This window comes from Streptomyces sp. NPDC038707 (assembly GCF_040636485.1).
Classification (GTDB): domain Bacteria; phylum Actinomycetota; class Actinomycetes; order Streptomycetales; family Streptomycetaceae; genus Streptomyces.
In genome coordinates this window covers 25964-52152 of record NZ_JBEZUP010000007.1, presented here as the reverse complement: position 1 = coordinate 52152, position 26189 = coordinate 25964, and the positions used below count along the sequence as shown (strand labels likewise).

The following is a 26189-nucleotide window of genomic DNA, read 5'->3' as shown; positions in this document are numbered from 1 at the left end:
GTACTGCGCACCTCAGAAGTGAATCGTTCCCCGAAGGACCGGCGGGCCAGACGTGCCTCGGGACGGGAGCTGAAGTGCGTTCTGGTTCTTCTGTGTCACTACTACTCGATCACGCACTGAGCAACGGGACGCCGCAGCATGGTTGTGGCACAAACGGTACTCACTCTTGCTCGATCTGCTCATCGTGCAGCGCTCGCGCGAGATCGGAGAGAGTAGCGGTACCGTCCAGCGTCCACCGTGCGGGTCCTTGTACTGCCACAGGGGCCTGCTCCCAGCCGGCGAGCTCGTAAAGGTTCAATACCAGGCGGGTCGGTGAGTAGGCAAGTCCGTCGACCGCCCACACGAGGCACCGAGTCCGATCGTTCACCCATGTAGCTTCGCCGCGCCGAGGATCCTCCGCTAGCCAAGGCGTCAACGCTTCGATCTCGGGCTTGTTCCACAGGCGCAGCCGGAGCGGCGTGCCGTCCTTGATCGCCCCACTGTCCACGAGAGTGGGCACGGCGTTTGGGCGACGTGACTTGCGCTTGCCCTTCTTGGTGGCCTTGTAGATGCTCGGCAGTTCTGGGATTACGCCTTCGCGTTCGGCGTCGCGTAGCACGAGCTCCGCAAGCCGCTTGCACCGCCCGGCATCGGTGAGCGTTCCGCTGAGGAAGGAGGTCGGCCCGTACTCCGCATCGATGTGGTGGATCAACCAGGTCAGGACTCGATTGGTGAGTGCAGGCACCTCTCGCAGTGCCACGTCCCAGTCGTACTCAGGATCATCGATGCGATCCTGATCGAGAAGCTGAAAAACCAGGTGGGTGACGAGCAGGTCACCTCGCTGACTCACGTCGGCGGCGCGCTTCTGAAACTGCTTGCGTTCTTCGTTGAGAGCAGCACCAACGGCGCGATGCACGAGTACTGAGCGCCAGATCTGGAAGGCGCTGGGACGTTCCCCGAAAAGACGAGGGTAGGCACCTTTACTGCCGCGCTCCCAAAGCAGGTTCATGTCCCGCTTCGCCCGCACAGTGAGTTCTGTGCTGCGGTGCGCACAAGCCAGGGCGATGGCGGCATGTGCTACCGAGCAGCCTTCGTCCGGTGCGGGGTCGGGCTCACCGCGCTTGAAGACGTAGGACTTCTGCAGGGACAGCATGAAGTCTTCGCGGATCATCGCCTGTACCTCGTCCAAGGCGATGAAGTCTCGTTGCTCGACGTGGTTTTGGGTGTTGGTTGTCTCTGTGATCCGCTGTGCGAGACCCGGGATCTTCTTGTCGACAACGATCACCTTGACCGTGACCTCGGCATCCTCGACAGTATCGGAGGATGTCTCCATAGCGCGGTGTGCCGCCGTGACGGTCTGTGCGCCGTTGACGACGCTGACCCCTGAAAGGTGCAAATGCACGGGTTCGTCCGGACGGCGGCGCCCCGGCCACTCCTCCTCGAGTTGATCGCACAGGACCGTCACTCCGTTGTTGAACAGCCAGAAGTTCTCCGGCTCGTTCACCAAGGTGCTCAACATGCCTGAGTTGACAGGTGTAGTGCCGAGGGACTGTCGCAAGTTCTGCTCGTACAAACGATTTTCATGAATCTTATACCACTCGGCCACATTGCTGGCAGGAACAGTGCCCTGGTAAGCGGTGAGTGGGGTGTTCCGACGCAGCCAGTTCGTCATGCGCACGGACACCCGTACGGGTTCGGGTGAGAGATCCTCACGAATCTGTCGGAGGATGTGCCCGGCGTGGACTACACGGTACTCGAGAACTGGCCCGAGGCCATTGAACTCGGCACGAGCGTCTTCCAGAACATTGACAGTCTCGTTGCTGAGGGTTCCCGTCCCCATGACGGCAATGACCAGAGTGACCTTCAACCGGGCGTCATGCATTGCCGCGTTGACACGAGCTGCGATCGGCTCCAGGCGGTCATTGAAGCGATCGAAACTTCGTTGCTCGACAAGACGGAGACCGGCGACGAGCTTGTGGGCGGCGTTGGTGTCGAGCTTTCCCTTGCCTTCGTCACTCCACTTGGCCTGAACGAGCCAGACCTCTTGTGTGCTTTCGGTAACTGCCACGCCATCGATGCCTTGGTCATCTTCTCCGTCGATGACGGAGGCGCCGGCGGCCTTGTGGTCGCAGCCGGTCACTTCGCGCACGGCAGCCGCGGTCAACGCGCGGGAGAGGAAGCGCTGCTCGTATCCCTGCTGGTTGTACCCCTTGAGGTCCTCGTCGTAGATCAGCCCTTGGTACTGCTGCAGAAGCGCAGTGCGAATCTGATGGATGCGGATAGGGGCCGTCGCGGCCTTGCGCTCTGCTTCGTTCAAGTCTTCCCCCAGTGTCATGCGCTGTGTCTCCTGACGGAGTTTAGCGTCGATCTTCTCGGGCGATCCGCCGTATCCGCCGGCGGATACGGCGGATCGCCCGAGAAGCAGGTTGAGTGTGGCTGGCTCCGCGGTCTGGGTACCTGCCCGTCACAATCGGACCTCACTTGCTTCGGGCGTGAGCACGGGTGATGGAGCCCCTGATTCTTCGATCACGGAGTGCGGAGCAGCGGCGCAAGCCCGTTCCCGGGTTGAGGTAACCCCAGCCACCGTCAGAAGTCGTCCAGCCCTTTCTCCCGGCGGATCATCCGCCACGCGGCGCGGCGCGCACTCCGGTCCAGGTTGGACTTGAAGCCCCGATCCGCCCCGAAGTACCGCTTGCCGAGCGTGTCGATCGTGGAGACATGGTCCATCATGTTCTCCTCGAACTTCTTGTCGAAGACGATGCCGAAGTTCTCCTCGTCGTTGACGAGGGCGGCGGCCACGACTTTCGGGTCCTCCTTGGTGGCGTTGAAGGCCGGGAGGATGTCCTCCTGCGTGAACTCCGTGCCGAACTTCGCGTTGAACTTCTCGATCAGTTCCGACAGGAGCGACTTCTCGGGGTCCGTCCCGCCACCGACCCCGTCGCCGAACCCCTTGAGTTCGGCCGGCCCCTCGGACACGAGCGACTTGTCGTGCTCGCCGGTCTTCTCGACGCGCAGGTGGCTGAGGTCGACCTCGCCTATGTCGACACCGCCGTCCGCGCGGCGGGGCAGCCGGTTGAGCAGGTGACGCCCGTACAGATACAGCCGCTCCAGGTCGGCGTCCTGGTAGGGGACGATCTGCGCCAGGAAGCCGTACTTGCGGACGTAGTCGTTGAGGTGGGCCCGGAACTCCTCGGCCGTCTCGACGTCGTCCTCCTCCTCGCTCTCCAGGAGGGTGCTGAAGCGGGTGACGGCGGGGGAGAGGAGCCGGTACAGCTCGGCGTGGAGCTTCTCCCACGCGGCCTGGGAGCCGCCGGCCCTCTCCTGTGCCTCGAAGTACGCGGCGACGAACTCGTCCATGTCCTGCTCCGAGACGACCGGCGCGGACATGACGCGGCTCTGGGCCGTGTACAGGAGGTTCGGGTCGGAGGGCAGGGTGTGCGCCTCCTCGAAGTACGGGCGGAACGCGTCCTGGATGTCCTCGGCCTCGTTGACGAAGTCCAGGACTGCCAGGTCGGCCTGCGACTTGCGGTCCGCGGTGCGGTTGAGGCGCGAGAGCGTCTGCACGGCGGCGATGCCGGTCAGCGTCTTGTTGACGTACATCGTCGTGAGGAGCGGCTGGTCGAAGCCGGTCTGGTACTTCTCGGCGACGACGAGGATCCGGTACTCCGGCCGGCCCCGGCCGCCGGCCTTCGCGGCCTTGTCGTCCGCGCGGGTGTAGGCGAACGCCTTCGGCAGCGCGCTCTCCGGCAGACCGCCGTTCTCCTTGCTCTCGGTGGTCTCCTCGCCGTCGAGGGTGAGGGAACCGGAGAAGGCGACCAGGACGCCGAGGTCCGGGTACTTCGTGTCGTACTCGCGGTCGGCGACGTAGCTCTTGATGGCGCGGGCCATCTGTACGGCGGACTGGCGGGACGCCGTGACCACCATGGCCTTGGCCCGGCCACCGAGCCGGCCGCGGGTGTGGGCGACGAAGTGCTCCACGATCACCTGGGCGTGCTGGGACACCGTGTGCTCGTGCATGAGCGCGAACCGGGCGAGCAGGCTGTTCGCCTTGGAGGGGTCGACCTCCTTCTCGTCGCGGTTGAGGTTCGCGAGCTTCCAGTAGGTGTTGTAGGTGACGTAGTTGCGCAGGGGGTCGAGGATGAAGCCTTCCTCGATGGCCTGCCGCATGGAGTACGTGTGGAAGGGGCGGTAGACGGTCTTGCAGTTCTCCACCGCCTCCGTGCCGAAGAGTTCGAGCGTCTTGGCCTTCGGGGTGGCGGTGAAGGCGAAGTAGGAGAGGTCGGAGGCGCGCGAGCGCTCGACCGCCTTCGCCTTCAGCCTGTCCTCCACGGTGACCGTGGTCGCGCCCTCGTCGTCCGAGTCGGCGTCCAGGCCGAGGTCGCGCAGGGCCGACTTCACGGCGGTGGCCGCGTCGCCGGACTGGGACGAGTGCGCCTCGTCGACGATGATCGCGAAGCGGGTGCCCTTGATCTCGGTGGGGTTGCGCTTGATGTAGTCCAGCAGCGCGGGAAACGAGTGCAGGGTGACCGTGACGATCTTGCCGGTGTCCCGGGAGAGGGCACGGGCCAGCTGTTCGCTCTTCGCCCCGTGCTTCTCGTCGATCTTCACGACCAGGCCGTCGGTCTGCGAGAAGCTGCCGACGGTCGCCGAGAGCTGGGCGTCCAGTGCGCGGCGGTCGGTGATGACGACGACCTTGTCGAAGACGGGCTCGCCGGGCTTGATACGGCCGTCGGCGAGCGCGTCGGGCCGCAGGACGGCGGGGTCCTGGCGGGCGTGCAGATCGCTGAGGCGGTGGGCCAGCCAGCCGATGGTGTTCGACTTGCCGGAGCCGGCGGAGGCCATGATCAGGTAGTTCTGGCCGGCGCCGTGGACGGACGCGTGCGCGGTGAGCTTGCGGACCACGTCCCACTGGTGGAAGCGGGGGAAGACCGTCGTCCTGGTGGTTCCGCCGCCGGGCGTCTTCTCCTTCTGCTGGTGGACGAACCGCTGGAGAAGGTCGAGCCAGTTGTCGCGCTGCCAGACCTCTTCCCAGAGGTAGGACGTGGCGTACTTGCCGGGGGCGGTCGGGGCCGGGTTGCCGGCGCCGCCGGGCCGGCCCGGGCCGTTCGAGCCGGTGTTGAACGGCAGGAAGCGGGTGTTCTTGCCACGGAGCTGGGTGGTGACGAAGACCAGATCCGGGTCGACGGCGAAGTTCGCGATGACGCGGCGCGTGAAGATCGGCTCGGTCGGGTCGCGGTCGGTCCGGTACTGCTCCTTGGCCTGCTCGACGCCCTGACCCGTGAGCGGGTTCTTCAACTCGGCCGTGGCGACGGGGATGCCGTTGAGGAACAGGGTCAGGTCGAGGCGGTGGCCCCGGTCGGCCTGCTTGGTGGCGTAGGGGAGCTCGCGGACGACGGTGAGGCGGTTGGCGCGGTAGCCGTCGAGGACCGAGGCCGCGGAGATGAGGTTGGGCCTGAAGAAGACGACGCGGAGCCGGACTCCACGGTCCTTCACGCCGTTGCGGAGGACGTGGAGCAACCCGTCTTCGGCGATGGCCCGGTCGAGGCGCTGGGCGAAACCGCGCTGTGCCTCGTGGGGATCGCCGCCGTACACGGTGAGCAGTTCGTCCCACTCGTCGGGCTGGGTGGCGTCGATGAAGGTGAACAGTTCGTCGGTGTCGAGACCGAGGTCGGCCCGGTAGTCCTCGGGGTTCGCCTCCCGCCAGCCTCGCTCGCGGAGGGCGGCGACGATCGCGGAGCCGAAGGAGGACTCGTCGTGTGCGGGGCTCATGCGGAGACTCCTTCGGTCACGTCGCGCCCGCCGGCGGTGGTGACGTCGAACTGGCCGGTCACGGCGGCGGCGATGAGGGCCTGGCGGCGTTCCACCAGCAAGCGTGTACGGAGCTGCATGGCCTCGAGCGACTTCTCCACCCAGGCGTCCTCGCGCTCGAGTTCACGCACTTTCGCCTCTTGCTCGGCCTTCGGGATGGCGGGCACACGGATGGCCGCCAGATCCTCCCAGTAGAGACGCCACTGGGAAGGCCGGATTCCGCGCGACCGGACCGCGTACTCGCCCACAAGTCGAGGTGACCTCAGAAGGTAGTGAAGGTACGAGGAGTCGTAGGCATCGGAGGTCACCTTCGCCACCAGGTAGTCCGGGCTCACGATGCCGTGATGCCGGGACACGCCGAGCGACCCCTGCCATGCCTTCATCTTGTTGACGACCAGGTCACCAGGGTGCACGACGAGGTAGCGGCTCACGTCCTCCGGTGTCTTGTTGAAGTTGTCCTGGCGAGAGTTCTTGGGAATGACGCCGTAGTCTCGGTAGACAGAAAGTACTTGCAGGTCAGGTCGCTCGGATACGAACGAGGGCCGCAGAAGGTAGCGCAACGGAACCATGCGGTGGTCTCCGTCGCGCTCGGCCAGGTGGGCGTCGATGAACGCTCGTCGCCGGACTCGCAGCAGATCGGCTTGTGCCTCCGTGCGCCGCAGGACCTTCCCGATGCGGCGGGACTCGGTGTCGAGGAAGTCGGCGATGCGGCGCTGCTCCTCGGGGTCCGGAAACGGGATACGCAGGTCGCGGACCTGTCCCTCGTTGACATAGGGGAGTGCGCCGCCCGCCGCGATCTCGCCCAGGTCGACGGTACTGAGGGCGTACAACCAGAACCGCGGCTCGCCCAGGAGCGGGACGACGGCCATCAGGTTGTTGTCCATGGCCGCCGGGACACCGAGGAGCCGGCGGGGATTCTTCAGCAGGGCGGCTCCTACCTTGGGGAACACGATGGCTCCTTGCGGTGCCAGCCGGGCGCCGAGCGCCACGAGGTCCCCCTGGTCGACCCAGTTCTGCGCGGTGACCAGGCGCTGTCCGGACGCTACCGAGCTGAGGTCCGAAACCTTGAGGAAGGGATGCGCTCCCGACGTCCTGCCCTGGAAGTGGTGAGGGAAGCCGACGCCACTGATCAACCGGGCGGCGCGTCCTACTTTCATGTCCGGCCAGAGGGTCACTCCGTCACCTCGTCGAGGAGTTCCTGGATCTCCGCTTCCAGCGCCTTCAGCTCCGCGTCGATCTCCGCCAGGGGCCGCGGCGGTTCGTACACGTAGAAGTGCCGCGTGAACGGGATCTCGTACCCGGTCTTCGTCTTGCTGTGGTCGATCCACGCGTCCGGCACGTGCGGGTGGACCTCCCGTGCCAGGTACTCCTCGGCGTCCTCGCCCAGCGGCACGTTCTCGTAGTCCCGGAGTTCGGAGTCCGGCTCGGGCTCCCCCTTGACGCGCTGCACCTCGCCCTCCGGGTCCCGCACCCCGACGACCTCGCGCAGGGCCTTGTTGAACGGCGCCCCCGTCGGCCATGTTCCGCCGGCCCGCACGACCGCGTCCTTCAGCGCGAGCCAGGCCTCCTGCTTCGTGCCCCAGCTCGTGCCCATGAGGGACTTGAAGGCGTCAATCAGGGCCGGGGCCTGCGGGAGCCTCTGGATCGGCTTGGACGCCTCCAGCGCCGCCAGCGTCTCCTCCGTGATCTCGAAGCGCAGCTTCAGCGGGCGCTCCACCGTGATCCGCTGGTAGCCGAAGTCCTCGTTGCGGAAGACCTTCACCTTGGCGTGCAGCGGGTGCTCGGCGTCGTCCGCCACCGCCAGGGCCTCGCCGTAGAGCTTGACCACCGTGGCGATGTGGTCCTTGCCCAGCTCCTTGCGCTTGTCGCCCAGCGACTTGCGCATCTTCTGCCACTGGTCGCGGGCGTCCAGCAGGACGACCTTGCCCTTGTGGTCCGGGCTCTTGCGGTTGGTCAGGATCCAGAAGTACGTCGAGATGCCGGTGTTGTAGAACAGCTGGTCCGGCAGGGCGACGATGCCCTCCAGCCAGTCGTTCTCCAGGATCCAGCGGCGGATCTCCGACTCGCCCGAGCCGGCCGCGCCCGTGAAGAGGGGCGAGCCGTTGAAGACGATCGCCAGGCGCGAGCCACTGCCGCCGTCCACGTCCACCGGCTTCATCTTCGAGACCATGTGCTGGAGGAACAGCAGCGAGCCGTCGTTGACGCGCGGCAGGCCCGCGCCGAAGCGGCCCGCCTCGCCCAGCTTCTCGTGCTCGGCCGTGACCTCGTCCTTGACCTTCTTCCACTCCACGCCGAACGGCGGGTTGGCCAGCATGTAGTCGAAGGTCTTGCGCACGTGGCCGTCGTCGGAGAAGGAGTTGCCGAAGGCGATGTTCTCCGGGTCCTGCCCCTTGATCATGAGGTCGGACCGGCAGATCGCCCAGGACTCGGGGTTGAGTTCCTGTCCGTAGACCTCCACCGTGGCGTCCGGGTTCAGCTCCGTGATCAGGTCGTCCATCGCGGAGAGCATGCCGCCCGTGCCGCAGGCCGGGTCGAGGACCGTGCGCACCGCGCCCGGGAGCTGGAGCGCGTCACCGTCGGGGGCGACGAGCAGCCGCACCATGAGCTGGATGACCTCACGCGGGGTGAAGTGCTCACCGGCCGTCTCGTTGGACTGCTCCGCGAAGCGGCGGATCAGTTCCTCGAAGATGTAGCCCATGTTGTGGTTGGGCACGACCTCGGGACGCAGGTCCAGGTCGGTGAACTTGCCGATGACCTGGTAGAGCAGGCCCGCGCCGTCCAGCCGCTTGATCTGCTGGGCGAACTCGAAACGGTCGAGGACGCCGCGGGCGTTGTCGGAGAACGCGCCCACGTACACCGCGAGGTTCTTCGCCGCGTTCTGCGGGTCCGCCGCGATCTTCTTCAGGGTCAGGTTCGACCGGTTGTAGAAGGAGTGTCCCGAGGCCCGGCGCAGGAAGCGGTCCGGGTCGATGTCGCTGTCCTTGTACTGCTCCGCGATCCCGGCGACCTTCTCACGGGTCGGTTCCAGCACGCACTCCAGTCGCCGCAGCACCGTGAACGGCAGGATGACCTTGCCGTAGTCGGACTGCTTGTAGTCCCCCCGCAGGAGGTCGGCGACGGACCACGCGTGGTTCGCCAACTCCGTGTGCTTGCTGCTGTTCAAGACTTCTTCCGCTTCCCTTCCGGGGATGGTCCGGATGACTGTGCGTGCGGGGGAGGGTGGGACCTCGTCCGTCCGCATCTGGAGTGGGGGTGGTACCGGAGCCTAGGCGGGTTCCGGCACCAGCTGTCCGCCCGTGAGCCCCCCGCTCACGAGCCGCGCCGTCTCCTCGGCCAAGTCCCGTGCGCGCCGCGCCTGTTCACGCAGTGCCTCCACGTGCCGGAAGGCCTCCCCGTACCGGCGCTGCTCCTCCAGCGGCAGCAGCGGTACGCGCAGCCGCCCCGGCGTGAGGTGGAGTGTGGAGCTGCCGGTCGAGGCGCCGGCCAGGTTGGCCTCGGAGCTGAGGAAACCGAGGAGGAACCAGGGGTCCAGGCGCGCCGGGTCCGGGCGGAACAGATGGACGCCGGCCCCCAGCAGGGCACCGGCCTCCGCCTCGTCCGCGACCCGGGCCACGGGGCCGGTGCCGCCGACCAGGTTGCGGACCAGGACGTCCCCCTCGGCGATCTCCGGCATCTGCCCGGCCTGCACGTCCGAGGCCTGCCCTGTCGGTCCGGTGCCGCCGGCGATGTCACCGCCCGTCAGGACGGGGCGAGTCGCCCCGCTGCCGGCTGCCGCCTTAGCGTCCTCCGCCTCGGCGGCCACCGCCCGCGGCGAGACCGGAACCGCACGCAGCACCTTCAACGCCCCGCCCCGGGCCAGGTCCGACACCGTGGCTGTGCGCCAGTCGCGGGCCGAAGCCCCCGCGGCGTCCCACGACGTGGTGCCGGCCAGTTCGGCCACCGTCCGCACCGCCGCCGCCAGCCCCTCGCGGGCCGCCGCGGCCTCGTGGGCCAGTGCCTGCGGGGCGATGTCCGCCTGGGCGGTGCGCACCTGCCGGGCCGGGGTCACGTCGACGACCTCGTCGAGCAGGTCGACCACGCTCACCGCCCGCGCCACACCGGCCTGCGCCTCGAACCGGTCCGGGGCCGCGGCGTACGCCGTCCACGCGGAGAGGATCTGCTCGGTCACCCGCGCCCAGTCCACCGCACCCGAACGGGTACCGCCGCGTCCTGGCACGGACGGCTCGCCCACCGTGTCGACGAAGAGCACCGTCTGGTACGCCGGCCGGGCCGGCTCCGGGCGCTGCAGCACCCACACCTGAAGACCGATGTGGAGCGGGATCGCCGCCCCTGGTGGCAGGGCCGCCACCGCGCGCAGCGCGCCGCTGCGGATCAGCTCGGCGCGGATGCGGCGGCCGGAGGAACGGGACGCCGTGGCCGGCGGAAGGAGCAGCACGGCGTGGCCGCCCGGTTCGAGGTGGGCCAGCGCGTGCTGGACCCAGGCCAGTTCGGACTCGGCGCGGGGCGGGAAACCGTACGCCCAGCGTGAGTCGTAGGCCAGTTCGTCGTGGCCCCAGTCCCTGTCGCCGTAGGGCGGGTTGCACAGCACGGCCTCGACGGTGAGGTCCGCGAAGGCGTCGGCGCGCAGGCTGTCGCCCGTGCGCACGGTGACGTCCGCGCCCTCCCCGGCCGTCAGGGTCAGGCCGACCGCGGTGCGCCGTGCCTGGACGGGCAGGCTGTCCTGTCCGTACAGCTCGCGCGCGCCACGCGCGGCGGCGGCCGTCAGCAGGGTGCCGCTGCCGCAGGCGGGGTCGAGGACGCGGGCGGGGGAGCCCGGGACCAGACGGGCCAGCAGGTCCGCGAGCGGGGCCGGGGTCCGGTAGGCGCCACTGGCGGCACTGTCCTCCAGTTCCCGTTCCGCCAGGACGCCGAGCGCCGTCTGCGCACCCTCGTCGCGGACGCAGAGCAGCAGGGCGCGCAGGACCGTGGTGTCGGCGCCGGTGAAGCGGACCGGTTCGGTGTCCGGCACCACGTCCGCTACCTCGATGGCCGCGTTGTTCGCGTGCTTCACCAGGTCGTCGTCGGGCAGCGCGAGCAGAGCGGTGAGGCCGCCGGCGGGGCGGCGGGCCGCCGCGAGGACCAGGAGGAGCAGGTCGGACGTGCCGGCGTCGGCCCGCTCGCGCAGGCGCAGGGTGGTGCGCAACTCGCCGCTGGGCGTGGCCGCCGTGTGCTGTCCGCGGGAGGCGAGCCAGACCCGGACCTCCTCCAGGTCGTACAGCGGGCTGCTGTCCGTGCCGCCCGAGGGCGCGGGGAAGTCGTCGTGCCGGCGTCGCCAGTTGCTGACGGTGGCGCGCGTGACACCCGCGATGCGGGAGATCTCGGCGGCTGTCACCTGGGCGGATGGGGCGGGTGGCTGCGGCATGGGTGTGGTCCTGGTTCCTACGGTCGGCGTGATCACACCATACAGCACGCGTCAACTTTGAGAAGCTGTTGGACAACGCTTTCACGGTCATGCTTACCTTTGCTTGCTTCCGTCGGTGAGCGTGGCTCCCGCGGCGTGAAGGACACACCCTGTGCGGCCTTTGCCCACCCCGCCCGCGACCTGCCTGGGAGGACACCCATGACGACCGCAGAGCACACCGAGCTGATCCGTCGCTTCGCCGACGACTTCACCGCCCTGCAGGAGGCCGTGCTCTCCCAGGTGCACGGCGTCCGCACTCCGGAGACCGCCGCGGTGCTGGAACACGCCTCGCTCGTCGGTCCCGTGACCGTCGTCCTCGCCCACGCCGACGTCCTCGCCCGTGGAGCCGTACGGCGTGCGGAACTCTCGGCGCAGCCTCCCGAGCGGCTGCGCCGGCTGCGCGCGCACGCGCGCAGGGTGCGGCGCGCCCGGTCCCAGGCGGAGACCCGGTACAGGGAGGAGCGTGCCCGTCGGCCCGGGCGCCGCTCCCGGCCGGTGGCCCCACTGGAGTGGAGAGTGGCGCGGACGGCCTTCACGCCGTCCTTCGACGCGGCCCTGAGGCAGGAACTGCGCGCCAGGGGCCTGCCGGACGGCACGCCGCAGGCGCCGGAGAGCGATCTCGCCCAGTGGGCCTGGCACCGGAAGACGGCCGACGGCGAACTGCCGGCGCCGGTGCGCGAGTTGCGGGAGTGCGACGACGACACCTTCGTGGCGGCCCTTCTGCGCGACGCCCGCGAGGAGGAGAATCCGTACCTCCCGCACGATGCGGTGGTCGAACGGTGGAACCGTCAGGCCCGCGTCGCGCAGGCCTGGGGCCGCTATGCGATCGGCCGGGCCGAACGCGACGTGCTCGCCCGCCCCCTCTCCGCGCGGCGCACCCGGCTCGACGCCCTGGATGACGCCTACCAGGACAGCGCGGTGCTCGCCGCCCGCTCCCGCGAAGCCCTGCTCCTGGTCACGGATCTCCACGACCGGATGCGGGCCGGTGTCACCACGGGACCCTTCGCGGAGCTCGTCGCGCAGTGCCGGGCCGCGGCCCTGGCGCGCTTCACCGGCGCCGAGCCCGCGGCGTGGCGCGGCGTGCGCGAGCTGGCCGCGCGGCACCGGGCGGACTGCCCGGAACAGGCCGACGGCTGCCCGCGCTGCCATCACGCGCTCGCCGCCGTCCTCGCCGCCGACGCCCCTCCTGCCGGTACGGACGAGGACGGTGACGACGAACTCACGGCGGCGGGGATTCCGGCCGACGCGGACCGCTACGCCCTGCTCGCCGACCTCCCCGAGACCGCCGTGGTGGCCGTGGCCGACGCCGCTGTCGGCGACGAGTCCGCACGGTGCGGCTACGGGTGGGCGGCCGAGGACGGGACCACCGGACACGGCGACTCTTTCGCCGCCGGCAGTGGTGAAGCCGAAGTCATCGGTGTCTGTACGGCCGCCCTCAGCCTTCTGGAGCGCCACGGGCACGCACCCGTGGTCCTCCTGTGCGACAGCACCGAGGCGGTCGGCGTGGTCGACGCGGCCCTGCGCTCCGGTACTGCGGCGGCCGGCCACCGCACCCTTCTCTTTCCGGAGAGCCGACAGCTGCTGGGCGCCCTGGTGCGCCACCGTCACCGGGTCCAGGTCCGCTGGCTGAAGGGCCACATCGGACACGACCTCAACGAGACCGCCGACGCCCTGGCCCGGCTCGCCCTGCGTCGCGCCACCGGCCGCATCTCTTCCGCTGCCGCCCGGAAGGAGGAGACACGGCTCCTGCGCTCGCTCGACTCCGGGGCCGGCCGCCTCCCGGCCGCTGCCTGAGTCCAGGTGACAGGACGTCAGCCGGAACCCGATCGAGGCCGAACGCTTCGTCGGAGCCGCTTGTATTGCAATGGGCAGTCCAAAACCGTAGGCTCTGCGCATGGCCCGACCGAGGACGTTCGACGAGGAGCAGGCTCTGGACGCTGCGATGCGGACCTTCTGGCGGAAGGGGTACGAGGCCACCTCCACCGAGGATCTGTGTGCCGCCACCGGGCTGGGGCGCAGCAGCATCTACAACGCCTTCAAGAGCAAGCACGCCCTGTTCCAGCGCGTCCTGCACCGCTACTTGACCACCATGAACGCGGGGCAGCTGGCCGTGCTGGAGGATCCGGCACTCAGTGGTGCCGACCGGATCCGCGCCCTGATCGCCCGGGTGCTCGACGGGGACGCCGAGAACCGGCCCACCGGCCGCAGCCTCGGTTGTCTCGGTGTGAACACCACCGTCGAACTCGGCGGGCGGGACGCCGTCGCCGCCGGGATGCTGGAGCGTGACACGGCCCGTCGGCTGGACTCCCTGCGTGCCGCCGTCGAGGCGGGGCGCAGGGACGGCAGCATCACCTCGACCAGGGACGCGGGCGACCTGGCCCGCTTCATCAACGCCACCATCGCGGGACTGCGCGTGGCCGCCCAGGGCGGCGCCGACCGGGCCGCCCTGGACGCCGTCGCCGCCGTCGCCCTCGATGCCCTGACCGCCGCCTGACTCGGGGCGGGCTGCCTCCTCCCGTCCTGCCGGACCGGCCGGCCGGATCACCCTGCCGGACTGGTCCGGCAGGGCCGGTCAGGGATAGGCGCGTTGCCACCCTCGCGGCTGCCCTAATTTTGAACTGACCTGTCCAAAACGAGCCCTCGTTTTGGACAGCTCCATCCATAACTCGACCGCCCGTCGCGCAGCGCGGGCCCGTCCTGAAGGAGTGTGCCCGTGCCCCGTGCCGTCTATGTCCTGGCGCTCGGCATCTTCGCCATGGTGACCAGCGAGTTCGCGGTCGCCGGCCTGATGCCGCAGATGGCCGCCGGACTGCACGCCACCGTGCCGCAGATCGGCTACCTCATCACCGCGTTCGCCGCCGCCATGGCCCTCGGCGGCCCGGTGCTCACCGTGGCGGTGATGAAACTCCCGCCCCGCACCGCCCTGTTGGTGCTGTTCGCCGTCTTCGTGGCCGGGAACGTGCTCGCCGCCACCGCGACCGGCTACGCCACCATGCTCGCCGCCCGCGTCGTGACCGGCGTCGCCTCCCAGGCGTTCTTCGGCGTCGCCATCTCGCTGTGCGCCCGGCTCACCCGGCCCGAGGTCCGGGGACGGGCCGTCGCCGTGGTCATGAACGGGCTGATGCTCGGCACCCTGCTCGGACTGCCGCTGTCCACCCTGATCGGCGAACGGTTCGGCTGGCGGGCCGCCTTCTGGGCCGTCTCGGCGCTCGCCGTGGCCGCCGCCGCGGCCACCGCCGCCGGTGTGCCGCGCCTCGACGCCGCGCCGAGCGGCGGCCTGCGCGCCGAGGCGGGTGTGTTCGCCCGGCCCCGACTGTGGCTGGCGCTGGCCACCAGCACGTTGATCATCGGTGCCACCTTCTCCGCCTTCAGCTACTTCAACCCCATCCTCACCGGTCTCTCCGGCTTCTCCTCGGACACCGTCCCGCTGCTGCTGATCGCCTACGGCGCCGCCACCGTCGTCGGCAACACGGTCGTCGGGCGGCTCGCCGACCGGTACACCCTGCCGGTCCTCGCCGCCGGCCTGGTGCTCAACGTGCTCTTCCTGACCGGCTTCGCCCTCCTCGCCGGCGCGCCCGCCCCCGCCGTGGTCTGCCTGCTGGGCATCGGCCTGGTGGGCGTCACCATGAACCCGGCCATGGTCACCCGGGTGCAGCGCGCGGGCAACGCCGGGCCGCTGGTCAACACCGTCCACTCCTCTTTCATCACCCTCGGCGTCATCCTCGGCTCGTCCCTCGGTGCCGCCGCCATCGACCTGTGGAGCCTGCGCGCCCCGCTCTGGCTCGGCGCCGGCCTCGCCGCCGTGGGTCTGGTCACGGTCCTGCCCGAACTCGGGCGCACCGGCGGGGCGTCGGCCGGCATGGGGGCGGCGGCGGCCAGGAGTGCCGAGGAAGCGGCGACCGGCCTGCGGGAAACGGTGCGCGAGAGCTGACCGGCCGGCGGACGCCGGTCCGGCCGCGTCGACGGACGCCGGCCCTGGGGCCCCGATATCGTGCCGCCGGCTCCGGGCGGGCACGGCTGGGTCACGTGCCGGACCGGCCGTCGGCGCCTTGCCGGCCAACTGCGGCACACCGGGCCGGCCACCGAGGCCCCGTCGGGTCGGTCGCCGAGGCCCCGCCGGGTCGGTCGCCGAGGCCCCGCCGGGTCGGTCGCCGGGATTGCGCCGGGTCGGCTGCCGGCACTTCGCCAACCGGCCACCGGCACCTCGCGGTTCGCCCACCGGTACGTCGCCGGGTCGGCCACCGGCCCCTCGCCAACCGGCCACCGGTCCGTCGCCGGGTCGGCCACCGGCACGTCGCCAACCGGCCACCGGTACGTCGCCGGGTCGGCCACCGGCACCTCACCGAGCCGGTCACCGGCACTTCACCGGGCCGGTCACCGGCACTTCACCGGGCCGGTCACCGGCACCTCCCCGGGCCGGGCACCTCCCCGGGCCGGCCACCAGCACCCCCCGGGCCGGCCACCGGAGCCACCCCAGCCCGACCACCGGCACCTCTCCAACCGGCCATCCGCGACCCGCCACGCCGGGCGGCCCACCGGTCCCTCCGCCCCGGCCCGCCTCCCGGCCCGGTCCGTCCGTGCCCCGCAATCCCGACGATCACCTGTCGCATCCCTTGACGATCGCCCTTCCGGCGGATTAACTCACGTCCTAAATTAAGTCATGAGTGCAACCCCCGAAGGGACACCGGGACGCATGCGCAGCATCCGATCCGCGGCCGTAGGCGCCGTCACCCTGTCACTCGCCCTCGCGGCCACGGCCTGCGGAGGCGGATCGGCCACCGGCGGCGGGTCCAACGACTCGCCGAAGACGCTGACGTACTGGGCATCCAATCAGGGAGCCAGCATCGAGGCGGACAAGAAGGTGCTCCGGCCCGAGCTGGACAAGTTCGAGCAGCGGACCGGGATCAAGGTCGAGCTGGAGGTCGTGCCCTGGTCCGACCTGCTGAACCGGATCCTGACCGCCACCACGTCGGGACAGGGCCCGGACGTGCTGAACATCGGCAACACCTGGAGCGCCTCCCTCCAGGCGACCGGTGCGCTGCTGCCCTGGGACGAGAAGAACTTCGCCGCGATCGGCGGGCGGGACCGGTTCGCCGAGACCGCGCTCGGCTCGACCGGAGCCCAGGGCAAGGACCCGGCGGCGGTCCCGCTGTACTCGATGGCGTACGCCCTCTACTACAACAAGAAGATCTTCGCCGAGGCCGGTCTCTCCAAGCCCCCGGCCACCTGGGCCGAACTGGTCGCCGACGGCAAGAAGATCAAGGCGAACGGCGTGTCCCCGCTGGGCGCGGAGGGTTCGAACCTGTCGGAGAACATCCACCACGTCTTCGTCTTCGCCAAGCAGCACGGCGCCGACTTCTTCACCGCCGACGGCAAGCCCGACTTCACCGACCCCAAGGTGGTCGACGCGGTCAAGAGCTACGTCGACCTGATGGCCAAGGACAAGGTCATCCCGGCCGGTGACGCCGAGTACGCGCAGAACCAGTCCGTCAGCGACTTCGCCAAGGGCAAGCAGGCCATGCTGCTCTGGCAGACCGCCTCCGCCAACCTCAAGTCCCAGGGAATGAGCGAGGACGCCTACGGCATCGCGCCCGTCCCGGTGCTCTCCGGCACGCCCGGCGCCGGCACCCAGGTCAACTCCCCGGTCATGGGCATCAACATGGCCGTCTTCAAGAACACCGACAACCTCGACGGCGCCAGGAAGTTCGTGAAGTTCATGACGTCCGACGAGGAGCAGAAGATCCTCAACAAGGCCTACAGCGCCATCCCGCCCGTCAAGGCCGCGCAGGCCGACCCCGCGTTCGGCGCCCAGGACACCGCGGTGCTGAAGAACACCCTGGCCACGAGCGCCGCCGCGCTGCCGCAGGTCCCGTCCGAGTCGCAGTTCGAGACGACGGTCGGTACGGCCGTCAAGGAACTGTTCGCCGACGCCGCCGCCGGGCGGCCGGTGACCGCCGGCTCGGTCGAGGCCAAGCTGCGCAAGGCCCAGCAGCAGATGCCGGCGGCGTGAGCCGACGATGACCACCACCGCCTTCAAGGAGCCGGTGCGCCAGGCCCCGTCCGGGGCGGCGGCGCGCGCACCCCGCCGCCCCGGACCGCTGCGCCGGATCTCGCTGCCGTACCTGCTGCTCCTGCCCGCCCTGCTGCTCGAACTCCTCGTCCACCTGGTGCCGATGGTCATCGGCGCGGTGATGAGCTTCAAGGAACTCACCCAGTTCTACATCCGCGACTGGGGCGCCGCACCCTGGTCCGGCCTCGGCAACTACCGGGTGTCGGTGGACTTCGACGCCCCTGTCGGTGAGGCCCTGCTGCACTCCTTCTTCGTCACGGTCGGCTTCACCCTGCTGTCGGTCGGCCTGTGCTGGCTCATCGGCACCGCCGCCGCGGTCTTCATGCAGGACACCTTCCGCGGGCGCGGACTGCTGCGCGCCCTGTTCCTGGTGCCGTACGCGCTGCCCGTCTACACCGCCGTCATCACCTGGGTGTTCATGTTCCAGCACGACAACGGCCTGGTGAACCACGTCCTGCACGACCAGTTGCACCTCACCGACAAGCCCTCCTTCTGGCTCATCGGCGACAACAGCTTCTACGCCCTGCTGACCGTCTCGGTGTGGAAGGGCTGGCCGTTCGCGTTCCTCATCCTGACCGCCGGACTCCAGAACATCCCCAAGGAGCTGTACGAGGCCGCCGCGCTGGACGGTGCCGGGACGTGGCAGCGGATCCGCCGCATCACCCTGCCCTCGCTGCGCCCGGTCAACCAGGTCCTCGTCCTGGTGCTGTTCCTGTGGACGTTCAACGACTTCAACACGCCGTACGTGCTGTTCGGCAAGTCCGCGCCCGAGGCCGCCGACCTCGTCTCCGTCCACATCTACCAGGCGTCCTTCGTCACCTGGAACTTCGGCACCGGCTCCGCCATGTCCGTCCTGCTGCTGCTTTTCCTGCTCGTCGTCACGGGCGGCTATCTGCTGCTCACCTCGCGCGGACGGAGGGCCGCCGATGTCTAGCCCCCGCTCGCCCATGGCACCGGCGCGTTCGTTCCTGTGGCTGCGGCGGATCTTCCTCACCCTGCTGGCCGGGTTCGTGCTGGTCCCGGTGTACGTGATGGTCTCCAGCTCGCTGAAGCCGCTCGCGGACGTCTCCGGCGCGTTCCACTGGCTGCCCAGCGGGCTGACCGTCCGCCCGTACGTCGACATCTGGTCCACCGTCCCGCTGGCCCGGTACTTCGTGAACTCGCTGATCGTGGCGGGCGCGGCGACCGTCTGCTCGGTCGTCATCGCGGTGTTCGCGGCCTACGCCGTCAGCCGCTACGACTTCCGCGGCAAGCGCGTCTTCACGGTGACCGTGCTGTCGACGCAGATGTTCCCCGGCATCCTCTTCCTGCTCCCGCTGTTCCTGCTCTACGTCAACATCGGCAACGCCACCGGCATCGCCCTGTTCGGCTCGCGCGGCGGACTGATCCTGACCTACCTCACCTTCTCGCTGCCGTTCTCCATCTGGATGCTGATCGGGTACTTCGACTCGGTGCCGCGCGACCTGGACGAGGCCGCGCTGGTGGACGGCTGCGGCCCGCTGAAGGCGCTGCTGCGGATCGTCGTCCCGGCCGCGATCCCCGGCATCGTCGCGGTCGCCGTCTACGCGTTCATGACCGCCTGGGGCGAGGTGCTGTTCGCGTCGGTCATGACCAACGACACCACCCGCACCCTCGCCGTCGGCCTCCAGGCCTACTCCACCCTCAACGACGTCTACTGGAACCAGATCATGGCCGCCTCGCTGGTCGTCAGCGTGCCCGTGGTGGCCGGGTTCCTGCTGCTCCAGCGCTATCTCGTCGCGGGTCTGACGGCGGGCGCCGTCAAGTGACCCCCACCCCTGATCCCGGAGGGACTTCCGTGTCCGAACCCATCGACCTCGCCGCCTTCCCGCCCGACTTCCTGTGGGGCGCGGCCACCGCGGCGTACCAGATCGAGGGTGCCGTGGCCGAGGACGGCCGCGCGCCCTCGATCTGGGACACCTTCTCGCACACCCCCGGGAAGATCGCGAACGGCGACAACGGCGACGTCGCCTGCGACCACTACCACCGCTGGCGCGAGGACCTCGGCCTGATGCGGCAACTGGGCCTGAACGCCTACCGGTTGTCGGTCGCCTGGCCCCGGGTGATCCCCGGCGGAACCGGACCGGTGAACGCCAAGGGGCTCGCATTCTACGACGAGTTGGTGGACTCCCTGCTGGCGGCGGGCATCACCCCGTCCGTCACCCTCTACCACTGGGACCTGCCCCAGGCGCTCCAGGACCGCGGCGGCTGGCCGGAGCGGGACACCGCGCAGGCGTTCGCCGAGTACGCCTCCGTCGTCGCCGGCCGCCTCGGCGACCGGGTCACCCTGTGGACCACCCTCAACGAGCCCTCCTGCTCGGCCTGGATCGGTCACCTGGAAGGCACCATGGCGCCCGGCTGGACGGACCTCACCGCCGCCGTCCGCGCCTCCTGCCACCTGCTCCTCGGCCACGGCCTGGCCACGGAGGCGATCCGCGCCGCCGCCCCCGGCGCCCGGGTCGGCATCGTCAACAACCTCTCCACCGTGCACCCGGCCACCGACCGTCCCGAGGACGTCGCGGCGGCCCGCCGGCACGACGGCCATGTCAACCGCTGGTGGCTCGACCCCGTGCACGGCCGCGGCTTCCCCGCCGACATGAGGGACACCTACGGCGTCGAACTCCCGCTGGACGACGCCGACCTGTCGACCATCGCGGCGCCGCTCGACTGGCTCGGCCTGAACTACTACTTCCCGGCGTACATCGCCGACGACCCGGACGGCCCGGCGCCGTACGCCCGTTCGGTGCGGCGCGACGGCGTCCCGCGCACCGGCATGGACTGGGAGATCGACGCCTCCGGCATCGAGACGCTGCTGCTGCGGCTCACCGAGGAGTACGGCGCCCGCGCGCTGTACGTCACCGAGAACGGCTCCGCCTTCCCGGACGTCGTACGCCCCGACGGCAGCGTGGCCGACCCCGAGCGGCAGGACTACCTGGAACGCCACCTCGCCGCCTGCGCCTCCGCCGTCCGCGGGGGCGCCCCGCTGGCCGGCTACTTCGCCTGGTCCCTGCTGGACAACTTCGAGTGGGCGTACGGCTACGACAAGCGGTTCGGGCTGGTCCACGTCGACTACCGCACCCAGGTCCGCACGATCAAGGGAAGCGGCCGGCGGTACGCGGACCTCGTCCGCGCCCACCGCGGCCTCACACGCCGGGCCGCCTGAGCCCCGGCCCGGACGGCCGGTGGACACGGCAGGGGAGTCCGTGTCCACCGGCGCGCCGCGCCCCGTATGTGTCATGAGCACGACAAATACACATCCACCCCACAAGGAGAGCGCATGCGACCCCGCACCCTGCTCGCCGCCCTCGCGGCCACCACCCTGCTGTGCTCCGGCCCGCTGCTGACCGCGCCCGCCTCCGCCGCCCCCGCCGCCGTCGGCTGGGACACCGACCGGGCGGCCGCCGCCTACGCGCTGAACCCGGCCGCCGTCACCGCCTCCGGCAGCGAGAACGCCGGCACCGGCCCCGGCCTCGCCTTCGACGGTGACGCGGGCACCCGCTGGTCCAGCGACTTCACCGACACCGCCTGGATCCGCGTCGACCTCGGCTCCGTGCTCCGGGTCGACCGCGTCACCCTCGACTGGGAGGCCGCCTACGGCAAGCGCTACGTCCTGGAGGTGTCGAAGAACGGCACCGACTGGACGCCCTTCTACACCGAGACCGCCGGCACCGGCGGCTCGGTCACTGCGCACACCTACCCCCAGGAGGTCACCGGCCGCTACGTCCGGCTGCGCGGCCTGGAACGAGCCACGCCCTACGGCTACTCGCTGTGGAACTTCAAGGTCTACGGCGGGGAACCCGCCCCGGCCTCGGCCACCCGCACCAACCTCGCCCTGAACCACCCGGCGTACGCGAACCGCTACCAGGACGCGGGCCACTCACCGGCGTTCCTCACCGACGGCGGCCGGCCCGCCGACCTCAAGGGCGACGCCAGCCGCTGGTCCAGCGACTGGAACACGGACCGCTGGGTGTCCGTGGACCTCGGCGCATCCGCCACCATCGACACGGTGGACCTCTACTGGGAGGCGGCCTACGCCGTCGACTACCTCCTCCAGGTGTCCGACGACAACCGCACCTGGCGCACGGTCCACGAGCCCTCCGCCGCCGACATCGCCGCCCGCCGCGCCGACGTCAGGTCACCGTCCGAAGCGGCCGGTCTGCACGACTCGGTCCGGCTGCCCACGCCGGTGACGGGCCGCTACGTCCGCATGCTCGGCAAGGAGCGCCGCTCCTTCTACAACCCGGCACCCGCCACCGCCCAGTTCGGCTACTCGCTCTACGAGTTCGAGGTCTGGGGCACCGGCGGCAGTGCCTCGGCGGCGTACCCGGCGCTCCCGGCCGACCCGCCGGGCGACTACCGCACCACCTTCTTCGACGACTTCACCGGCGCCTCGCTGGACCGCTCCAAGTGGCGGGTGGTGCGCACCGGCACCGAGATGGGCCCGGTCAACGGCGAGTCGCAGGCGTACGCCGACTCGTCCGACAACATCAGCGTCAGCGACGGCAGCCTGCTCCTGAAGGCGAAGTACTGCAAGGGCTGCACCCGGGCGGGCGGCGGCACCTACGACTTCACCTCGGGCCGCGTCGACACCCACACCCACCTCGACTTCACCTACGGCAGGGTCAGCGCCCGGATGAGGCTGCCGGTCGGCGACGGGTTCTGGCCCGCCTTCTGGCTGCTCGGCAGCGACGTCGACGACCCCTCGGTGTCCTGGCCGGCCTCCGGCGAGACCGACATCATGGAGAACATCGGCTACCGGGACTGGACCAGCTCCGCCCTGCACGGCCCCGGCTACTCGGCGGACGGCAACATCGGCGCCCGCCAGACCTACCCGAACGGCGGCACCGCCGACCAGTGGCACACGTACGCGGTCGAATGGACCCCGACGGCGATGCGCTTCTTCGTGGACGACCGCCCGGTCCAGGAGACGACCCGGAACAAGCTGGAATCCACCCGGGGCCAGTGGGTCTTCGGCCACCAGCAGTACCTCATCCTGAACCTCGCCCTCGGCGGTGCCTACCCGGCCGGCTGGAACAAGGTCACCGCGCCCTACTGGGGGCTGCCCCAGTCCAGTGTCGACAGGATCGCGGCCGGGGGAGTGCGGGCCGAGGTCGACTGGGTGCGGGTCGAGCAGAAGGGCTGACCCGGCCTCCGCGCCGGGGGAGCGGGGCGGAGGCCGGCTTCCCCGGCGGCTCAGCCCTTCCCGCGGCGCCCGGTGCCGGTTGCCAGGAGCAGCGCCGACAGGGCGGCGGTCACCCAGGCGGCCACCCGGACGTCCGGGTCCCCGGAGCCGAACATGCCCGCCGCGACCAGCGCCAGGAACATCGCGGTGGTCTGCGTGCCGGTGCCGGGCGGCATCGGGCCCGCCGTCCTCGGGCGCCGGCGCGGGACCCACAGGCGCAGCAGCTCCGCGGTGACCGCGAGCGCGGTGAGCCGGGAGCCCACCCGCAGCCACAGCGGGGGCGTGGTGTCGCCCAGTTCGCCGACGCCGGCCACGGTGAACAGGGCGAACAGGAGGACGGGCAGCAGCCAGGCGAGGCTCGCGCGCACGTGCGTGCCGGGCGCCCCCACGGCCCACGGGTCGTCCGCCGGAGTGCCTTCCCCGGAACCGCTGCCGGGCTCTGCGGCCCCGGCCGGGGCGCCGGGTGTCCGGGGAGCCGGGACGGCCGGGAGCGGGCGCAGGGCGCGGGTCTGGGCGCGGCGCAGGCGACGGCCCGCGTCGCCGTACCGGTCCCGGTGGGCGGCGAGTTCCGCCTGGAGGGCGATCAGCCGCTCGGCCATCGCGTCGAACTCCGCCCGGCGCTCGGCGGCGGCCCGGCCGGCCTCGCGCGCCGCCCCGGCGATCCGGGACAGCGCCTCGGTCCGCAGCCGTACCGCCTCCTCGCGGGCCGCGTCCGCCTCCCGGGGCAGCTCGGCCGCCTCCGCCTGGAGCCGCGCGCGTTCGGCCTCGATGATCTCGGCGATGCGATGCCGCTGGTCCGCCGGCAGCTCCTGCGGCGCCCGGGCCTTCGCGCGGGCCACGGCGGCCCGGCGCCACTCCATCAGCGGACGGCCGCGGTGCTCCCCGATCCCGTTGATGTGCACCTTGCGGCCGTGCGGGCGGTGGATGTAGAGCACCTCGCCGCCCTTGCCGCCCGGTGCCTTGCCCCAGCTGACCCGGGTGAAGTCGGCGGCCGTGCGGATCCCGGCCGCGGCGAGGTCCCGGATCAGGCCCGCGCCGATGCCGTTGACGTCGTTCGTGGTGAGCCGGGTGGCGCGCAGCGAGTTCTCGACGGACTCCCGGCGCAGCACCGTCAGGGCGTGCCGCTCCTGGTGCTCCCGTTTGCCGTCGAGGCCGTTCAGCCGCCGGGCCAGGGACCGTTCGCGGCGCAGCCGCCGCTCGTGGACGCGCTGCAGGGTCTTCAAGCAGGCCGCCTCGGCGCGCTCGCGGTCCCGGGCCTGGCGGTTCAGCCGCCGCCGGTCGGCGAGTTCGAAGGCCCGGCGTCCGTCCAGCAGACGGCGCAGGGCGCGGACCGACTCGATCAGCCGTCGGCGCTCGGCGCGTATCTCCGCGGGGGAGGGCGGGGCAGGGGCGTGCCCGCCCCGGAGGGTGGTGGTGCTCTCGGTCAAGGTGTCTCGCTCAGAGGGCCGGAGGCCGCGGGTCGCGACCCGGAGGCGTCGCCTCCGCAGAGGCGACGACCGAGCGGGCGGGAAGGTTGCCCCATGATCACCACCTGCCGCTTGATGCATATGATGTGCAAGTGCGTATGTATAGCGTGAGGCCCGCGACCGCCGACGACCTGGACAGTGCCAGGTCCGTCATGCTCGACACCGTCTACCACGACTTCGGCACCGGGTACGTGCCCCGGTGGCACGCCGACATCGTGGACCCGGCCGCGTACTACCTCGCGCCCGCCCGGCACACCCTGCTCGTCGCCGTCGACGCGGACGGACGGGTCGTCGGCACCGGGGCCCTCGACTCGCGCGGCCCCCAGTCGCCGCCCAACCCGCCCCGGCTGGCCGAGCGGTACCCCTCCGGCGGGACCGCGCAGCTGCGCCGCGTGTATGTGCGCCCCGGGCACCGGCGCCGGGGCATCGCGCGCGCACTGGTCGCGCGGCTGCTGGACTTCGCCGCGGCGGACGGCGGCTACCGCTCCGTGTACCTGCACACCGACCCCGCCGTGCCCGGCGCCGAACCCTTCTGGCGCTCGCTCGGCACGGTCGTGCACGACGAACGCGAGGACGCCGGGGGCGGACAGGGCGTCGTCCACTTCGAGATCCCCCTGGAGCGGACCGCGGACGGGCTCGGGCTTGCGGCGACTTATTGGAAATGATTTCCATGTAATCTGTCGACCGAGCCACCCGCACGCCACCCCCACCCCGCACGAACCGAGGACCATGCCTGCCCCGCGCCCTTCCCGCCTGCTCGCCGCCCTGCTCGCCGCGCCCCTCCTGGCCGGCTGCTTCGCCTCCTCCGGCGACGCGGACGGCAAGCCCGCCGACGGCTCGCGGCTCCGTGTCGCGCTCGCCTTCCCGCCCGCCGAACGGCTCTCCCCGTACGGCGCCGACGCCACGATCCTCAGCCGGCTCGGCGTCACCGAGGGCCTCACCGCGCTCGACGGCAACGGCACCGCCGCACCCGCCCTCGCCTCCTCCTGGCGCCGGCAGGACCCGCGCACCTGGCAGTTCACCCTGCGCGAGGCCACCTTCCACGACGGCTCCGAGGTCACCGCCGACGCCGTGGCCGCCTCTCTCGGCCGGGCCGCGCACGCCCGGCCCGCCCCGGCCGCCCTGTCCGGGGTGACGCTCACCGCGAAGGCCGTGGACCGGCACCGGATCAGGGTCACCACCGCCCGGCCCGACCCCATCCTGCCGCTCAGGCTGTCCAGCCCGAGCCTCGCCGTGCTCTCCGCGAAGGCCTACCGGGACCAGGACCACGTCGACCCGGCCGGCGCCGGCACCGGCCCCTTCGTCCTGAAGAAGGTCACCGGCGCCACCTCCGCGACCCTCGACCGCTACGACGCCTACTGGGGCGGACGCGCCCAGGCCGCCGGCATCGACGTCCGCTTCGTCCCCGACGGCACCGCCCGCACCAACGCCCTGCGCGGCGGCGACACGGACATCGCCGAAGCCGTCCCCGTCGCCCAGGCCGCCACGCTCGACCCGGACACCCGCCGGGAGACCGCCACCACCCGCACCACCAGCCTGCTGCTCAACCACCGCTCCGGTCCGTTCGAGGACGCCCGTCTGCGCGCCGCCGCCCGCGCCGCCGTCGACACCGCCGCCCTCGCCAAGGGCGTCTACGAGGGCCACGCCGACCGCGGCACCGGGATCTACGGCCCCGCCGTCACCTGGGCCGAGGGACGGCACCCCCAGCCGGTCGGCAGGGCCGCCCCGAAGCGGCCCGACGGCACCCGGATCACCCTCGCCACCTACGACAACCGGCCCGAACTCCCCGAGGCCGCCCAGGTCCTGAAGCAGCAGCTGGAGAAGGCCGGCTTCCGCGTCCGGCTCGTCGTGCGCGAGTACGCCCGGCTGGAGAGCGACGCCCTCGCCGGGAAGTTCGACGCCTTCGTCCTCGCCCGCAACAGCCTCGTCGACACCGGCGACCCGGTCGCCATCCTCGCCGGCGACTACACCTGCGACGGCAACTACAACCTGGCCCGGCTCTGCGACGAGGACGTCGACCGGGCCGTCGCCGAGGCCGAGCGCACCGCCGGCACCGTCGAGCGGCAGGACGCGGCACTGCGCGCCGAGGCCCGCGTCCTCGGCACCGACTCCGTCGTACCGCTGGTCCACCAGCGCGTCATCACCGGCGTCGGCCGCTCCGTCAAGGGCGTGCTGCTCGACCCCTACGAGCGCACCCTCATCGGCACCGGCACCCGGCGCTGACCC

Annotated in this window: 16 protein-coding genes; 10 read left to right on the top strand and 6 right to left on the bottom strand. The window is 70.9% G+C overall.

Annotated elements, in window-relative coordinates; all coding sequences use genetic code 11:
• Positions 1-160: 160 nt before the first annotated feature.
• The 5 genes from AB0E62_RS12105 to AB0E62_RS12085 all read right to left on the bottom strand — a co-directional run bounded on the left by AB0E62_RS12105 (position 161) and on the right by AB0E62_RS12085 (position 11188).
• On the bottom strand, positions 161-2314 hold the full coding sequence (locus AB0E62_RS12105; protein WP_362191409.1) for an AIPR family protein: 2154 nt from the start codon (positions 2312-2314) through the stop codon (positions 161-163).
• 251 nt (positions 2315-2565) lie between these two features.
• Positions 2566-5748: a type I restriction endonuclease gene (locus AB0E62_RS12100; RefSeq protein WP_362191407.1), complete on the bottom strand. Its 3183-nt coding sequence runs from the start codon at positions 5746-5748 to the stop codon at positions 2566-2568.
• On the bottom strand, positions 5745-6962 hold the full coding sequence (locus tag AB0E62_RS12095; RefSeq protein ID WP_362191405.1) for a restriction endonuclease subunit S: 1218 nt from the start codon (positions 6960-6962) through the stop codon (positions 5745-5747). Before AB0E62_RS12095 ends, AB0E62_RS12100 begins: the two co-directional genes overlap by 4 nt.
• On the bottom strand, positions 6959-8950 hold the full coding sequence (locus AB0E62_RS12090) for a class I SAM-dependent DNA methyltransferase (protein WP_362191403.1): 1992 nt from the start codon (positions 8948-8950) through the stop codon (positions 6959-6961). The genes AB0E62_RS12095 and AB0E62_RS12090 overlap by 4 nt, the downstream gene beginning before the upstream one ends.
• Positions 8951-9052: 102 nt before the next feature.
• Entirely contained in the window at positions 9053-11188 is a 2136-nt protein-coding gene (locus AB0E62_RS12085) for an N-6 DNA methylase (protein ID WP_362191401.1), read from the bottom strand.
• A 198-nt stretch (positions 11189-11386) separates the two neighbouring features.
• On the opposite strand from AB0E62_RS12085, the gene AB0E62_RS12080 reads away from it, so the two are divergent.
• The 8 genes from AB0E62_RS12080 to AB0E62_RS12045 all read left to right on the top strand — a co-directional run bounded on the left by AB0E62_RS12080 (position 11387) and on the right by AB0E62_RS12045 (position 22458).
• Positions 11387-13021: an RNase H family protein gene (locus AB0E62_RS12080; protein WP_362191399.1), complete on the top strand. Its 1635-nt coding sequence runs from the start codon at positions 11387-11389 to the stop codon at positions 13019-13021.
• Between the two features lie 100 nt (positions 13022-13121).
• Positions 13122-13721 carry a helix-turn-helix domain-containing protein gene (locus AB0E62_RS12075; protein ID WP_362191397.1) on the top strand — a complete coding sequence of 200 codons (600 nt, stop codon included), beginning with the start codon at positions 13122-13124 and terminating at the stop codon, positions 13719-13721.
• A gap of 219 nt (positions 13722-13940) precedes the next feature.
• Positions 13941-15158, top strand: a complete 1218-nt coding sequence (locus AB0E62_RS12070; protein ID WP_362191395.1) for an MFS transporter — start codon at positions 13941-13943, stop codon at positions 15156-15158.
• A 762-nt stretch (positions 15159-15920) separates the two neighbouring features.
• Positions 15921-17237: a sugar ABC transporter substrate-binding protein gene (locus AB0E62_RS12065; RefSeq protein ID WP_362191393.1), complete on the top strand. Its 1317-nt coding sequence runs from the start codon at positions 15921-15923 to the stop codon at positions 17235-17237.
• Positions 17238-17244: 7 nt separating this feature from the next.
• Positions 17245-18231 carry a sugar ABC transporter permease gene (locus AB0E62_RS12060; protein ID WP_362191391.1) on the top strand — a complete coding sequence of 329 codons (987 nt, stop codon included), beginning with the start codon at positions 17245-17247 and terminating at the stop codon, positions 18229-18231.
• Between the two features lie 13 nt (positions 18232-18244).
• Positions 18245-19084, top strand: a complete 840-nt coding sequence (locus AB0E62_RS12055; RefSeq protein WP_362191771.1) for a carbohydrate ABC transporter permease — start codon at positions 18245-18247, stop codon at positions 19082-19084.
• A gap of 29 nt (positions 19085-19113) precedes the next feature.
• On the top strand, positions 19114-20478 hold the full coding sequence (locus AB0E62_RS12050) for a GH1 family beta-glucosidase (RefSeq protein WP_362191389.1): 1365 nt from the start codon (positions 19114-19116) through the stop codon (positions 20476-20478).
• A gap of 114 nt (positions 20479-20592) precedes the next feature.
• Positions 20593-22458: a discoidin domain-containing protein gene (locus AB0E62_RS12045; protein ID WP_362191387.1), complete on the top strand. Its 1866-nt coding sequence runs from the start codon at positions 20593-20595 to the stop codon at positions 22456-22458.
• A gap of 50 nt (positions 22459-22508) precedes the next feature.
• On the opposite strand, the gene AB0E62_RS12040 is transcribed toward AB0E62_RS12045, so the two are convergent.
• Positions 22509-23924 carry a hypothetical protein gene (locus AB0E62_RS12040; protein ID WP_362191385.1) on the bottom strand — a complete coding sequence of 472 codons (1416 nt, stop codon included), beginning with the start codon at positions 23922-23924 and terminating at the stop codon, positions 22509-22511.
• 125 nt (positions 23925-24049) lie between these two features.
• On the opposite strand from AB0E62_RS12040, the gene AB0E62_RS12035 reads away from it, so the two are divergent.
• The gene (locus AB0E62_RS12035) at positions 24050-24628 is read left to right on the top strand and encodes a GNAT family N-acetyltransferase (protein WP_362191383.1); all 579 of its coding nucleotides are present in this window, start codon (positions 24050-24052) and stop codon (positions 24626-24628) included.
• A 64-nt stretch (positions 24629-24692) separates the two neighbouring features.
• Positions 24693-26186 carry an ABC transporter substrate-binding protein gene (locus AB0E62_RS12030; RefSeq protein WP_362191381.1) on the top strand — a complete coding sequence of 498 codons (1494 nt, stop codon included), beginning with the start codon at positions 24693-24695 and terminating at the stop codon, positions 26184-26186.
• Positions 26187-26189: the final 3 nt, after the last annotated feature.